This is a genomic window from Acidiphilium sp. MT5, from assembly GCF_054767495.1.
In genome coordinates this window covers 1-15,232 of record NZ_BAABMR010000005.1, presented here as the reverse complement: position 1 = coordinate 15,232, position 15,232 = coordinate 1, and the positions used below count along the sequence as shown (strand labels likewise).

The following is a 15,232-nucleotide window of genomic DNA, read 5'->3' as shown; positions in this document are numbered from 1 at the left end:
CCTCCATCGATAGACCTAGGGTCTCCTCGGCACGATCGAGGAGCCAAACATGGACTGGAAGACCAAAGTGGAATTATTCGAGCAGCTTCGTCGGGAGCATGAGTTTGGGATCGGCACGGTAGCCGGTGTTGCGGCAAAATTTGGGGTTCATCGGCGGATGGTTCGCCAGGCGCTGGCGGGTGCGGTGCCGCCTGTGCATCAGTATCCGGTGCGGGTGAGGCCGAAGCTGGATGCCGTGGTGGCGTTCATCGACGGTGTTTTGGAGGCGGATCAGCGGGCACCGCGCAAGCAGCGGCATACGGCGCGGCGGATTTACCGGCGGATCCTGACCGAGTTTCCCGGCGTATCGGTTGCGGAATCGACGGTGCGCAACCACGTGCGCGAGCGCAAGCACCAGATTGGGCTGATCCGGCGCGAGACCTTCGTGCCGCAGAGCTACGCGCTGGGCCAGGAGGCGCAGGTCGATTGGTATGAAGCCTGGGTCGATTTTGAGGGTGAGCGCACCAAGGTTCAGGTCTTCGCGATGCGCTCGATGGCGAGTGGGGCGGCGTTTCATCGGGCGTATCTCAGCGCGACGCAGCAGGCGTTTCTCGAAGCGCATGAGATGGCGTTCGCGTATTTCGGCGGGGTCTTCCGCCTGCTGCGGTATGACAATCTGGCGAGTGCGGTGCGCAAGATCCTGCGCGGCCATCGGCGCGAGGAGACGGTGCGGTTCGTGGCGTTCCGCTCGCATTGGCGGTTCAGCGCTGAATTCTGCAATCCGGCTCAGGGTCATGAGAAGGGCGGCGTCGAGGGTGAAGGCGGATATTTCCGGCGCAATCATCTGGTGCCGGTCCCCGCCATGGCCGATCTCGATGCGCTGAACGCCAGTCTGCTCGCCGACTGCCGGGTTGATGAAGCGCGCGTTCTGGCCGGGCGGATCGACACGGTGGGCACCACGATGAATGTGGAGCGCGACCATCTGCTGCCATGCGCGATCGAGGGGTTCGACATCGCAGAGATTGCCTTCCCGCTGGTCGACAAGCACGGCTGTGTCACGTTGAAGACAAATTTCTACTCGGTGCCGGTGAAGGTCGGCACACGGGTGGAGGCGCGGATCCGGCCGCTGCATGTCGAGATCTGGCACGCCGGCAAGCAGATTGCCCGCCACGAGCGTTGCCATCGGCGGTGCCAGCATGTGCTTGATCTCGAGCACTATCTCGAGGTGTTGAACCACAAGCCAGGCGCGTTCGCGGGCTCCAAGCCGTTGGCGCAATGGCGCGCAGCGGGGCGCTGGCCCGACAGCTACGACGTATTATGGGCTCGGTTGCGGGCACGCCACGGCAAGGAGAAGGGCACGCACGCGATGATCACCGTGCTGCTGCTCGGCCAGGAATTCGGCCATGATCGGCTGTGCACGGCGATCGCTACCACCGTCTCGCTCGGGGCCTGCGACGTAGGGGCGGTGCGTTACCTGCTGACGGAGGCGCGATTGAACAAGCCCAGAGCAGCGCCGATCGATGTCGGCGAACTGGCCCGTTACGACCGGCCGATGCCGAGCGTCGCCGATTATGACACGCTGCTCACAGCCCCCTGCCAGGGGCACGCGTGATGGGCGACATGCAGGACCAGGCGATCCGCCAGCAGTGCAAGGCGCTGCGGATGCCGACCATCGGCAGCCAGTTCGCACGCTTGGCCGAGGCGGCGATCTGCGAGACGCAATCGCATGTCGGGTATCTCGAAGCCCTTCTGGCGGCTGAGATGGAGGAGCGCGAAAGTCATACGATCGCGCGGCTGCTGAAGGAAGCAAGGCTGCCCAGAATGAAGACCCTGGAAGGGTTCGAGTTCGACCGCTCTGGCGTCTCAGCGGCGCACCTGCGGGATCTGGCCGCGGGCGATTACGTGACCAAGGCGGAGCCGATCCTACTGGTCGGCGAAGCGGGCACCGGGAAGACGCATCTGGCGACGGGGTTATGCGTGGCCGCCTGCCGTCAGCGCCGGCGAGTGCGGTTCACCACGGCGACGGCGATGATCAACGAACTGGCCGAGGCGGCGCATACCAACCAGCTCAGCCGCGCGCTCGGCCGTTGGGAACGGCTCGACCTGATCTGCATCGATGAGCTCGGCTACGTGCCGCTGGCCGAGACCGCGTGCGAGTTGATGTTCCAGGTCATCGCCGACCGTGCGGAAAAGGCGGCGGTGATTGTCACCACCAACCTGCCGTTCTCCGAATGGTCGCAGGTCATTCCCAATCCGCGCCTGTGCAAGGCGCTGATCGACCGCCTGACCGACCGTGCCCACATCATCACAACCGGCACGGACTCCTACCGCTTCCGCCGCACCACGGCACAACGGACGGTCAGCAAAACATAAACAGGAAGGAGAAAAACACCCGCTGACAGGCATTGCCGCCCCGCGGGGCGGCAATGCCTGTCCACCCCCCGGAGGTGGGCCAATATTCATCAGCACAAGTGGGCCAGAATCCATTGTCACAGCCAGAATACGATCAAAACCTTGGTTTCCCGCACAAGCGGCCGGTGGAGTGGCTGCTGCTCGATTCGTGGCGATTGCCAGATCAGGAAGGGCTGCTCACCACGGTCTACGAACTCGGGAGGAGCGCAGCCAACCTCCTTGAGCTTGAGCAGCGGCTGTACCGGAGAGACCCCGCTGCGATGCCCGTCCTGCGCTCGGTGACGGCGGAAACCAACCATGTGCGCGCCACTCTGGCACCGCTCGATCAATTCTCCGCAAGGGTCGAGGCAATTCTGCGACGCAAAGGCCAGGTAGTATTTTATGGCCCACCGGGCACCGGCAAGACCTACCGTGCGCTGGCTGTGGCCAATGAACTTGCGGCGCGCCATGCATTCCAGAAGAGCCTTGCCGATCTCACCCAGCCGGAGCGAACGACAGTCGCGGGTGGTGACGGCCTAGTACGCATCTGCACCTTTCACCCTGGTTGGGGTTACGAAGACTTCATTGAAGGATTGCGGCCTGCGACTATTAACGGCCAAATGGTTTTTGAGCCTCGCGATGGCATCTTCAAGCGTCTTTGCCTCGACGCCGCCAAGCAGGCTAACAGGCAATTTTTCCTGGTTTTGGACGAGATCAATCGCGGTGACCTGCCACGCATCTTCGGCGAACTGATTACAACGATAGAGTACGACAAGCGGGACAGGCAAATTAAGCTACCGATTACTGGATCGTCTTTCGCCATACCGCGCAACGTCTTCCTGATCGGCACGATGAACACCGCTGATCGTTCGATTTCTCTGATGGATACCGCGCTTCGGCGACGCTTTGGATTCGTCGAATTGATGCCGGATAGCGCCTTGTTGGCGGGACGAAAGGCAGGCGGGCTGCTGCTTGGGGCTTGGCTGGATGCATTAAACGCGCGCTTGCGTCGCCACCTCAAGCGCGACGCTCGCAATCTACAGATAGGGCACGCTTACTTGATGCCGCCTCAGCCGATCACGTCTGTGGCAGAGTTCGCCCGCGTCCTGCGCGATGACATTATCCCTTTGCTCGAAGAATATTGTTACGACGATTTTGCCACCCTCAGAGACATCCTCGGGGGTGAGCTGGTCGACGTAGAAGCTGGGCGCATTCGCGAAGAGATGTTCGGTGTAAACCGGGAAGGCGATCTAATCCAAGCCGTGTCATTCGAAGAAATGCAGCCACTTGTCCTTGACCAGGAGCCAACAGAGAGCTCGCTAATCAGCGAGGCTTCTGATCTCCCTGCTGATGACGGCGAGGGCCAGGATGACTCCGAAACTGCGGCCTGACGACACGCCTCGATTCGTCGTCGAGCTGACTGAATGGGAACAGATCGGCCCCGCACAGGACCCGCGCCTGAAGGGGTGTTCGTTGGCAGGCGATCCTCAATCCCGCCGACTGACCGAGACATTGCGGGGGAAGTTGGACATTCGCGAAGGGTATGAAGGTCTGGAGATCACGAGCACGTCGTACGTCGGACGTGTCGACATAGGGCCGGTGCGCATCGCGATCACGCCGAAGCTGCCGGCAATGCCGCTCGCCCGATTGTTGAGTTATGCGTACGGGTTGCGCCATCTCGCGGTAATCGAGGAAACGCACGCCCCAACCACCCGCTATGGTTTGCATGATCTACTAATTGCATTACTCGCGGCAGAGGTAGAGGAGCTACTGCATCGTGGTCTGGCGCGTCGCTATGTCCCGCTATCGGAAAAATTGGAGAGCCCGCGGGGCCGCCTCCTAATTGATCAGGTGATCCGACAGGGCGGTGTACAAGAGGCGCGGCTTCCCTGCCGGCACTTCGAGCGCCGGGCCGATTGGCATCTGAATCGAGTATTGCGCGCGGGCCTAGAGGCCGCAGCGCGGATGGCTGAGGATCGTGATCTCCGGCGCCACACGCATCAGCTTTCGACGAGGTTTGGCGATGTCGAGCGTTTGGCGCGACTCGATATTGGCGATATTGACCGAGCCGAGCGTGAGCTAACTCGCCTGACAGGCGCCAATAAGCCGGCGTTGACGATCATCCGGCTATTACAGGACACGCTCGGGTTAGCATTCGAAACTGCGCAACCGTCCAGTCGAATGCCAGGGTTCCTATTCGACATGAACATGTTCTTTCAGCGTCTTCTCTCGCAGTTTCTGCACGACAACCTTACGAGCACACGCATTGCGGACGAGGTGCCAATCCGCAACCTGTTTGCCTACGCGCTCGATGGGAACCCCAGACGGCGTAGCGCACCGGCCCCACGGCCGGACTACGCCCTTTTCCGGGGCAATACGCTGTATGCATTCCTCGACGCAAAGTACCGCGATATTTGGGAACGGGGTCTCCCGGCTGAATGGCTCTACCAACTTTCTCTTTACGCACTTGCCTCGCCGACCCAGGTGAGCGTACTACTTTATGCCTCGATGGCTGCTGACGCGTGCGACGAGCGGGTCGAAATCCGCCAGCCAGTAATGTGGTCCGATAAAGGGCCGGCTTCGGTCATCCTTCGCCCGGTGCCACTGCCCTACCTCGCGGAAATTCTCGCACCTAATCGATTTGCGGCTTTGGCCGGCAAGCGGCGGGAATTCGCAAACCAGTTCGTCGTTCCTCAAATCCGCAAGCCCGACCTGATGGCCGCCTGTTGATCCCGCATCTACTCGTCTGGCCTTTCATAGGGCTATGGCGTAGATGTAGTGATCATTGCTATCGGTCGTGGCCCGCCATTTTACGCCGATTTTGCGCCTCGCACGCTGGATCAAGCGAACAATGCTGATGTCCTGGCGGCGCGGGGGTAACGTGCGAAAATCATTTGCGTGTCGATGCATCGGCGACTAACCGAGGCCCAGCGTGCGGAATAGCCTCATTTTCGATGCGTCAACCATCAGCGCAAAAACTAAGGCCGCGCCTAGCACGCTGAGCACCAGGGTGATTGGCAAGCGCGTCATGGCGAAGCCGGTTGTTGCCATGATGATCGCCATGAGGACCGCTGCTACGCTTGAGGTAACAAGCCAGAGGCTTGGGGCTGCGCGCCAGAACCGCTCGCGCCCACGGATTGCGTAAATCAAGCTTTGACTGCCAAACATCAAGGCCAGGAAAGCGAGACTACGCAATGCCCCGGGCGCTAAATGCAGCCACATCGTCCCGACCAGCAAAAGCGCCGTGTAAAAGCCGAGCAAGCCAAGACCTAAGATAACCCCTGCCTTGGTGAGTGCGCCGATGCGCCAGAGATTTGGCATCGGCGAGGGATGGACATGATCGGTTGCAAGCGACATCGATAAAAAATCACCCGCCACCAGAAAAATCACAATCAGCAGCGGTGTTAATATGGCATGGCCAGTCACGATCAGCCCAATCGCGAGAAATAACACCGTCGCTAATTTCCGAATGATGGTGTTCAGCGTGTATGTTTGAATCCGTTGAAAGGTAATCCGTCCCTCTTTCACCGCCGCGACGATGCCTTCTAAGCCGGCATTGGTGAGCACCATGCCGGCTGACGATTTTGCGACATCCGTTGCACTCGCCACGGCAATGCCCATCTGCGCTTGGCGCAAAGCGGGCGCATCATTAGCGCCGTCGCCACACATGCCGACAATATGGCCGCCTTGTTGAAATGATTTTACCAGCTGATATTTGTCTTCCGGCAAAACACCATCAAAAACTGCAAAGCGATCAGGCTGGACGTGATCGGGGATTGCATCGCGTTCGCAAACCAACCCGTCCAACCCAACTAATTTTGCGACAATCGCTGCGGTTGCGGGTGCATCCCCCGTTACCATCACCGTGCGGATGCCCAGTGATTTCAACTCGGCAATCAGCGGCGCGGAATCGGCACGCGGCGGATCACTCAGCGCAATCAGCCCTACCAAGCTCAGCGCACCTTCCGGTCCCATCGCGACCGCTAGAACACGAAAGCCTTGGGCCAGTAAGGCATCCGACGCTGGCCCGGCTGCTGGGTCTGGCGCGGCGAGGGCACGCACCACGGCATAAGCCCCTTTCACCACGCGCGTGACGGACCCATTGGCCGACACCACCAAAGCGGCAGACATCTTGGTGGCTGGATCGAACGGTACAAATTGCGTCAGTCGGGGCGCGTCATGGATCATAGGCGCCGATGCGGCTGCCCGAATGGCGCCATCCACCGGGTCTTGCCCACCTTCGGAACTAGCCAAGGCCGCCAGCATCAAGACCTGCGGCGCGTCATACCCCGCCATGGGTATGACGTTAGTCACGCTGAGTTCATTGCGTGTGAGTGTTCCAGTTTTGTCGGCGCAAAGCACATCGATACTTGCCGCCTCATCCACCGCTGAAAGCCGCGTTGGCAGAACATTGCGCTTGGCTAACGCGCGCGCGCCAATTGCTGCGGCTAGCGTAAAGGTTGCTGGTAGCGCCACCGGGATTGATGCCAAAATTGCGGTGAGCACCAGCATGGTGATTTTGGCAATCGGCATGTGCAGCCAAGCCGCGTATGAAATCAAAAATAATGTGACCAACCCGTTGAACACCGCAAGATTGCGCACCACAAGCAGCACAGCATTTTGCTGTGAACTAACAACGTGTGCGGTGCGCACCAGCTCCGCTGTGCGGCCAAATTTGGTGCGCGCCCCGGTCGCGGTTACCTCAGCCACTGCCTCGCCACGGCGCACCAGCGCGCCGGCAAAGGTTTTTGCTCCCGCGCTCGCTTCAATGGGCACAGATTCGCCGGTCAACATCGATTGATCCAGCAGCACCTCACCGCTCACGAGCGTAACATCAGCCGCCACCACACCGCCGAGCGATAGCTTGATCATGTCGCCCGGCACTAAATCAGCGGCCGGGAGCGATTGCCAGGTCCCATCGCGCCGCACCGATGCAGTTAATGCCAAGCGTGATTTCAATGCGGCGAGCGTCGCTTGTGCGCGCCCTTCCTGCGCCAGCCCGAGCATGGCGTTGAACAGGAGTAAGCCAGCAATGACCGCCGCCTCGATGCGATCGCCCAGGGCGATTTGTAAAATCACCGCAGCTTCTAACATCCAGGGTACCGGCGCCCAAAATTTACCGATAAGCCGTGTGCCCAGGCGTTCGGCGGTGTCCGGCATGGCGTTGGCGCCGAATTTGCGCAGCAAGGCTTGCGCCTCAGCCGTGCTCAGGCCGTCTTTGATCGGAGGCGTTGGTTGTGTTGTGGGGGGCAGGGCAGGGGGCTTCATCTACTATCCTCAACGCGTGAGCCGATCATTCGGCTTAGATCACGGCGATGATGGCGTCCGTTAAGCCACCTTGGAGGGCGGTGCGTTGATCTAGGTCAATCCACCCAAGCGCGCCGATCCTTACCGCGCTATTGTTTCAGCCTGACGGAGGCTTTGCCAAATACGCTGCGGGGTGCAGGGCAGAGCGGGCAACGCTGCCCCCGCTTGTGCCAGCGCATCGGCGATTGCGTTGGTTGCCGCCGCCAGCGCGCCGGTGGTGCCGGCCTCGCCCAAGCCTTTGACCCCAAGCGGGTTATGCGGCGACAAGGTTGGCCGTTCTGCCGTCATAAAAAACGGCATGTCGGCGGCCCGTGGCATCGGATAATCCATGAAACTGCCGCTCAACACTTGGCCCGCCTCATCATAGATCATCGCCTCGCCAAACACTTCGCCCAAGCCTTGTGCGATGCCGCCATGGATCTGACCCTCCGCCGCCATCGGGTTCAGCACCAGCCCGGCATCATCAACCGCGACATAGCGCACCAAAGTTGCAACGCCAGTCTGTGGGTCAATTTCAACCTCCGCCACATGGCAGCCAGATGGAAAGCTGGCCGACAAGGGCATGGCACCCACCGCGATCAATGGCGCGTCAGCCGCCTCGATGGCATCGGCCAGCCACAACACCAACGATCCATCCTGACGGCAAATTGCGCCGTCGGCCAAGATCAACTCATCCGGCGCCGCATTGGCCCGCAACCCGGCTAGGGCCAAGAGCCGCGTGCGTAATTGATCACCCGCATTGGCAACCGCACTGCCCGCACTCAAGGTCGAGCGTGACGCAATCGAGCCGGCGCCTTGCAATGTCGAATCGGCTGGACTGGCCACCAATTCAATATCCGCCGGATCAAGACCCAGGCGCGGCGCCAGAATGAAAGCGTAGGTCTCGGCCTGGCTCTGCCCGCTACCCCCGGTCACGGTTTCAATCCGCGCCCGCACCTGTCCGTTCACCAAATGCAGTGTCACCCGCGCCTCGTCGCGCGCTGCGGCGCCACCACCGGCGATTTCGGTGAAGAGCGCAACGCCGCGACCGAGCAACCGCCCGCGCGCCCGCGCCGCATCCCGCCGGGCGGCAAAATTTTCCCAATCAGCCGCGTGCTGCGCCGCCTCGACTAGCTGCGGGTAGTCGGCATTGTCATAGGTAACACCCAGCGCTGTTTGATAGGGAAACGCGGCATGGGCAATGGCATTTCGTGCGCGCAATGCCAGCGGATCATCGCCCCGTGCGGATGCGGCGCAATCCACCAGCCGCTCGATGAGCAGCGCCATGTCCGGCCGGCCCGCGCCGCGATACGGCCCAATCGGTCCGGTATGGGTGAAATATTGCCGGAACTCGACGGCGATGGCTGGAATATCATAGGTTCCGCCACTGGTCATCAGCGGATTATGCACATTCACAAACGCGCCCACCGTGGTGATATAGGCCCCCAAATCGGTCTCATAACGCAGGTCCAGCGCGGTAAATTTGCCGGTTTTATCCAGCGCCAAACGTCCCGTTAGGCGCGTGCTGCGGCCATAATAATCAGTGAGAAACGCTTCGCTGCGGCTCGCGACCCAACGAACCGGTCGCCCGGTCAAGCGCGCTGCCAGCAACAAGGCAGCGTGCTCCGGATAGGCCGGGCTGCGCGCGCCAAAGCCACCGCCAACATCGGGCAGTTCGATGTGAATTTTCGCCTCTGCCACATTCAAGATTGCGGCGAGATCCGCGCGGATTTCGTTGATCCCCTGGTGCGGCGTGATCAAATGATAGATCCCCGCCGCTTGATCGTAACGGGCGAGCGCGCCGCGCAGCTCCATTGTGGTTGGCGCGAGGCGGGGCAGTTCGAATTGGGTGCTGACGATCTGGTCTGCTTGCGCAAAGGCTGCGTGCACCGCCTCGGCATCACCCGCGTGATGGACAAAAGCGAGATTATCCGGTGCGACTTCATGCACAATCGCCTGTGCTTGTGATGATGCCTCAAGGCCAATCACCGTGGGCAACTCACGATAATCGACCATGATCGCTTCAATCGCATCCAGCGCCATGGCCGGCGTTTCCGCGATGACGCACGCCACCGCCTCGCCCACATGCCGCACGCGATCCTGCGCGAGCACGGGGCGGAATGGCACAATCATCGGATTTGGACCACCCGCGCCATAGCGCATCAACGCGCGGAAATTGCCAAATCCCGCCGCTGCGCAATCGGCACCGGTGAGCACCGCCACCACCCCCGGCATGGCCTGCGCTGCTGTAGCATCAAGCCTGATAATTTCGGCATGGCCATAAGGCGAGCGCAAAAACGCGGCACTGAGTGCGCCCGGTGCGGCAATATCGGCGAGATAACGCCCGGCGCCGGTGACCCAGCGTGTGCGGTCTTGGTCCGATTGCGTGGGGCGAGCGCGTGAGGTGTGAGCATCCATATCAGGAAATGGCCTCCAGCCGGCGTTGGCGCGTTTCCACACCCAGCAGCAATACCGCAACAATCAAGAGAACCAACAAGCCGATCATCATCGCCAAAACCCCCTTCACCCCGTCAGCCTTGAACAGCGACACCACCATGAATGGCGTGATAATGGTCGCGCCACGGCCAAACATATTACATAAACCCGAGGCGCGCAGCCGAATTTCGGTTGGAAACAGCTCGGGGATATAAATGGCGAACAGCATCGCCACCAGCACGTAAATGGGTACGGTCAAGGCAAACCCAAAGACCGGCAACAAAGCCGGATCGCGGACAAAAGGGTAGATCGCGCCGAATAGGATCGCGAAACACGAAGCGGTGACGATGCTCGGCTTGCGCCCCCAACGATCAGCGCCAAATGCACCAATTACCGAGCCTACCGGCGCGCCAATGGCCATCAACACGGCATAGCCAAATGTTTGCGCGACCCCCAGCCCTTGCTTGACCATGAATGTCGGCAGCCAGGTAATGAACCCGTAAATCAGCGTGTTGATCACGATCAATGCGATGCAGCCGAGCACCAGGCGTGCGAGCAAAGGCGGGCTGAACAAGGCGGCAAAAGGCTGCAACGGTGCGGCTGCATCTTGCAACGGCATCGGCAGTGGCTTGCCGTCCGCGGCTTGCATCTCGATGCTGCGCAACAAGGCGTCGGCTTCATCGTCACGACCCACGGTTTGCAGCCAGCGCGGCGATTCCGGCAGCGATTTGCGCGCCTGCCAAACGAAGAGCGCGCCGACGCCGCCGAGCACAAACATAATCCGCCAGCCAAAATGCGGCACCAACACATAGCCGAGCAGTGCAGATACCGGCAGCCCGGTGACTACGATAACCGCCATCAGTCCGAGTAAGCGCCCACGCGCTGCGGGGGGGATGAACTCGGTCAGGGTGGAATATCCAACCACGTTTTCGGCACCCAAGCCAAACCCCATGACAAAGCGCAGCAAGATTAGCACGCCCATGTCCGGCGCAAAGGAAGCAGCGAGCGAGGCAAGGCCGAAAATCGCCAAATTCACCTGATAGGTGAAACGCCGCCCGAACCGATCACCCAGAAAACCTGTCACGACCGACCCTAACATCATTCCAACAAAGGTCGCGGAGACAAATAACGCTGCCTGCGGCAACGTCGCGAAGCCACTGCGAATGGTTGCTCCCAGGACCGTTGCGGCGATGTAGATATCAAACCCATCGAAAAACATACCAATGCCGATGAGCCACATGATACGCCGATGAAACGGGCCGACCGGCAGCCGGTCTAGCCGTGCTCCCGCTGAAAACTGCGACATATCCTGATCCATTTTTGTCTCCCCCGATATTATTGGCGTTTAAGCGACGATTGCGGCGCGTTTGAGTGCGGTTAACACCCGCGCTTCCGCGGCATCGATATGGGCGCGGAGCAGCCGCGCTGCGGTTCGCCCGTCACCCTCGGCAATGGCCTCTGCGATGGCTTGATGCTCTGCGATCAGTAAATCCGGACGCCGACCCGCAATTTGATCCAAACTGACCCGGACCAGCCGCTCGGATTGTTCAATGACGTCGACGCATGAAGCCACGAGCCGCCGGTTCGACGCCAATGCCGCAATCGCACAGTGAAATCGCCGATTATCATCGATGAACGAGTTTGTTTCATCGTGCGCCGTCGCTTTGAGCAAACTCTGACGCGCTGCTTGATCGGTCGAGCGAGCGGCTTGCAATGCCGCCTCCGGTTCGAGCACGCGGCGCAAGCCGAAAAGATCCGCCGCATCGCGCAGCGAAATTGGCGCGACCCGATAATATTGCCGAGGCACGATCACCACCAAGCCTTCGGCTTCCAGTCGCAGCAATGCTTCGCGCAGCGGCGAGCGTCCGACCTGATACCGCGCACTGGTTTCGGGTTCACGCAACTCGGCACCGGGCGGCAAGCGGCAGGCGAGAATGTCACTTTTCAGCGCGGAATAAACGCTTGATCGCATCAGCATTTTAGTCCTCCACCACCTTTGTGATATATCATAGTGCAGAAAACAAGACAAAAATGCCACTTTTGATCCGGTAATTTCTCTGCTATGCCATTGCATAAGCGATGTATTAACAAATAGATGATATATTCTTGTCATCGAGATTTGCGGGAGACGACATGACCACACGCATTCTGGCATCTGGGCACATTCGCGCCCACCGTACTGGCGCGGGCCAGCCGATTCTGCTGTTACATTCGTTGCTCGCCGACGCTTCAAGCTGGTCCGCTCTCGCTGGCCTGCTCGAATCACACGCTGAGATTATTGTGTTTGACCTTCCCGGCTTTGCCGGCCTTCCCCCGATCGAGGGTGGTCTGCGCCCAATTGCTCAGGCGCTCAGTATTGCCATCGACGAGCTTGCGCTCGCGCGTGCGCCGATGGTTATCGGCAATGGGTTCGGCAGCTTCCTGGCTTTGCAATTGGCGCTCGATCATCCGGATCGGGTTGGTGCGCTGACCCTGATCGGTGCGGGTTTACGCTTCTCTGATTCTGGCCGAGCTGCCTTCCGCGCCATGCGCGAAGAAGCTGCCGCGCACGGGCTTGCCGCCATCGCTGATACCGCGATGGCCCGCTTGTTCGGTGCCGATTTTCGCGCCGATCACCCCGAGCTGATCGCCGAACGGCGCGCGGCCTTTTTGCGCACCAACCCGACCCAATTCGGCGCTGCCTGTGCGGCGCTAGAAGCGCTTGATTTCGCACCGGATATTGATCGCCTCACGGCTAGCACTCGAATTCTGGTCGGCGCCGAAGACCAGGCCACGCCCCCGGCGATGGCTCAAGCCCTGGCCGCCGCAATCCAAGGCGCGACGCTCGATATTCTCGCGGGCCTGGCCCATGTTCCGCAGCTGCAAGACCCGGCTGCCATCGCCCAGCTTATTGCCGCCTAGATCACTGAAATTGATCGGCGAGCAAGGGCTGGAGCGTGCGTGATGATCCGCAATAACGCTCGGGTCCTCTGGACGCTCCGAATATCCCGCTTATAGTCGCGCTGTATCTCATCGGGCCGGGAACCACGGAGCGTCTCATGTCCCATTCTCTCAGCGCGTTGGCGGGCCAACCCGTGCCAGCGGCGCTGCTTACCAACATTCCCCGGCTGATAACGGCCTATTTTACCCAAACACCTGACCCCGCGCACCCCGCCCAGCGCGTTGCTTTTGGCACATCCGGGCATCGCGGCAACGCGCTCGCCACCAGCTTTAACGAGGCCCATATCCTCGCCATTACCCAAGCCGTTTGCGATCATCGCGCCAGTATCGGCATTACCGGCCCACTCTTTCTTGGCATGGATACCCATGCTTTGTCCGAAGCGGCTTTTTGCACCGCCCTCGAAGTGCTCGCCGCCAATGGCGTTGAGACTATGATTGATCACCAGAGCGGCTATACGCCGACCCCGGTGATCTCGCACGCCATCCTCACCTATAATCAAAGCCGTGAACCCAGGAGCAATAGGGGTCGCGCTGACGGCATTGTTATCAGCCCGTCGCATAATCCGCCTGATGATGGCGGTTTCAAATATAACCCGCCCCATGGTGGCCCCGCCGATACCGACGTGACGCGTGCCATTGAGCGCGCTGCCAACGCCTTGCTTGCCGCGGGCAATCGCGCGGTCAAACGCATGCCCATCACCCGCGCCCTGGTGAGTGCGTGCATCCACCGGCATGATTACATCACGCCCTATGTCAGCGACCTTGGCAGTGTGATTGATATGGAGGCCATTTCTGCTGCGGGCCTACGCATTGGCATTGACCCGCTGGGCGGCGCTGCTCTCGCCTATTGGGGCCCGATCATTGAGCGCTACCGCCTCGCCGCCACAGTGGTGAACCAACAGATTGACCCGACTTTCAGCTTCATGACCCTCGATGGCGATGGTAAAATCCGCATGGATTGCTCGTCGCCTTTTGCCATGACCAAGCTGATTACGCTGCAGCATCAATTTGACATCGCCTTCGCGACGGACCCCGATGCGGATCGCCACGGCATTGTTACCCCTAGCGCCGGGCTGATGCCGCCCAACCAATATTTGGCCGCCGCCATTGGTTATCTCGGCACCCACCGCCCCGGCTGGCCGGCAACCAGCGCCATCGGCAAAACCGCCGTCTCCAGCGCGATGATTGATCGGGTGGTGGCAGCGCAAGGCCGCCGCCTGACCGAAGTGCCGGTTGGTTTCAAATGGTTCAGCCAAGGTCTGATTGAGGGCAGCCTCGCATTCGGGGGCGAGGAGAGTGCCGGCGCGTCATTCCTCAGGCGCGACGGCACGGTTTGGACTACCGACAAAGACGGGTTGATCCTCGGCCTACTGGCCGCCGAACTGACTGCCCGAACCGGCAAAGATCCAGCACTCTACTACAATGATCTGACTACAAACCTCGGCACGTCCTATTATCAACGCATTGATGCCCCTGCCAATCACGCCCAAAAAGCGGCCTTGGCTCAACTTACCCCAGAGGCCATCAGCGCGACCAGCCTCGCTGGTGAGACGATCATCGCAAAACTCATTGCCGCACCCGGCAATAACGCGCCGCTCGGTGGCGTGAAAATTACCACCGAAAATGGCTGGTTTGCCGCGCGCCCGTCCGGCACCGAGGATGTCTATAAAATTTATGCGGAAAGCATGCTCAGTGCTGCTCATCTGGCGCGCCTGCAAACCGAGGCGCAATCGCTAATTTTCACTCTGTTCGCGCCTTGACCAAGACCCGCGATGCCAGCGCGCATGGAGCGCCTAGTCGGGCAGGACACTCCAACAGGAAAAGTTGCCCAGCGGGTGACATCTGAATGCCAGCGGTCACCACCGTAAGTCTATGTTGCAGTGTCCGATTTTCAGATCGCCAAGCATTTTTTGTTCACTGTCTGTTTTGAGAGCATTAAATGATCGCTAAATATTCAATACTGGACAATTCTGACATAGTCAGCTATTCTTGCTCATGTGTTCTTTGGCGTAACAGTTCAGTGCAAAAAATTGGTTGCGATTGATGAAACAGAAATCTACTATTTTAATTTGCTCGTTGATCTGTCTGTCGGGATGCGCCAATCCTTATTCACCAATCGGCACCCCAAAAATGTCTGAGAGTCTGACTCGTAATTTGGTCTGATTTTTTCATGCGCGTGCGACAAATCTGACGGTTCGGC

The 15,232-nt window shown here is 60.0% G+C and carries 10 protein-coding genes; 6 read left to right on the top strand and 4 right to left on the bottom strand.

The annotated features are described in order from the left end of the window. Nucleotides 1-49 precede the first annotated feature (49 nt). From istA to ACYUCQ_RS06810, 4 genes are all read left to right on the top strand, one after another. A complete protein-coding gene (gene istA / locus ACYUCQ_RS06825; RefSeq protein WP_460253768.1) occupies nt 50-1,591 on the top strand; it encodes an IS21 family transposase in 1,542 nt (513 codons plus the stop codon). Then, complete coding sequence (gene istB / locus ACYUCQ_RS06820) at nt 1,591-2,352, top strand: IS21-like element helper ATPase IstB (protein ID WP_460253767.1); 762 nt, start codon at nt 1,591-1,593, stop codon at nt 2,350-2,352. The genes istA and istB overlap by 1 nt, the downstream gene beginning before the upstream one ends. 74 nt (nt 2,353-2,426) lie before the next feature. Next, nucleotides 2,427-3,761, top strand: coding sequence for an McrB family protein (locus ACYUCQ_RS06815; protein WP_460253766.1), 1,335 nt, complete (start codon nt 2,427-2,429; stop codon nt 3,759-3,761). Next, nucleotides 3,739-5,100, top strand: coding sequence for an McrC family protein (locus tag ACYUCQ_RS06810; protein ID WP_460253765.1), 1,362 nt, complete (start codon nt 3,739-3,741; stop codon nt 5,098-5,100). Before ACYUCQ_RS06815 ends, ACYUCQ_RS06810 begins: the two co-directional genes overlap by 23 nt. A 186-nt stretch (nt 5,101-5,286) precedes the next feature. On the opposite strand, the gene ACYUCQ_RS06805 is transcribed toward ACYUCQ_RS06810, so the two are convergent. From ACYUCQ_RS06805 to ACYUCQ_RS06790, 4 genes are all read right to left on the bottom strand, one after another. Next, nucleotides 5,287-7,638 carry an HAD-IC family P-type ATPase gene (locus ACYUCQ_RS06805; RefSeq protein ID WP_460253764.1) on the bottom strand — a complete coding sequence of 784 codons (2,352 nt, stop codon included), beginning with the start codon at nt 7,636-7,638 and terminating at the stop codon, nt 5,287-5,289. A 120-nt stretch (nt 7,639-7,758) separates the two neighbouring features. Further along, nucleotides 7,759-10,074, bottom strand: a complete 2,316-nt coding sequence (locus ACYUCQ_RS06800) for a xanthine dehydrogenase family protein molybdopterin-binding subunit (RefSeq protein WP_460253763.1) — start codon at nt 10,072-10,074, stop codon at nt 7,759-7,761. Nucleotide 10,075: 1 nt separating this feature from the next. Continuing rightward, on the bottom strand, nt 10,076-11,410 hold the full coding sequence (locus tag ACYUCQ_RS06795) for an MFS transporter (protein ID WP_460253762.1): 1,335 nt from the start codon (nt 11,408-11,410) through the stop codon (nt 10,076-10,078). 27 nt (nt 11,411-11,437) lie between these two features. Beyond that, nucleotides 11,438-12,070 carry a GntR family transcriptional regulator gene (locus ACYUCQ_RS06790; protein ID WP_460253761.1) on the bottom strand — a complete coding sequence of 211 codons (633 nt, stop codon included), beginning with the start codon at nt 12,068-12,070 and terminating at the stop codon, nt 11,438-11,440. 155 nt (nt 12,071-12,225) lie between these two features. On the opposite strand from ACYUCQ_RS06790, the gene ACYUCQ_RS06785 reads away from it, so the two are divergent. Further along, complete coding sequence (locus ACYUCQ_RS06785; RefSeq protein ID WP_460253760.1) at nt 12,226-12,993, top strand: alpha/beta fold hydrolase; 768 nt, start codon at nt 12,226-12,228, stop codon at nt 12,991-12,993. A gap of 137 nt (nt 12,994-13,130) precedes the next feature. Next, nucleotides 13,131-14,792 (top strand): phosphoglucomutase (alpha-D-glucose-1,6-bisphosphate-dependent), encoded by a 1,662-nt coding sequence (gene pgm / locus ACYUCQ_RS06780; RefSeq protein WP_460253759.1) that lies wholly within the window; start codon nt 13,131-13,133, stop codon nt 14,790-14,792. The last annotated feature ends 440 nt before the right edge of the window (nt 14,793-15,232 follow it).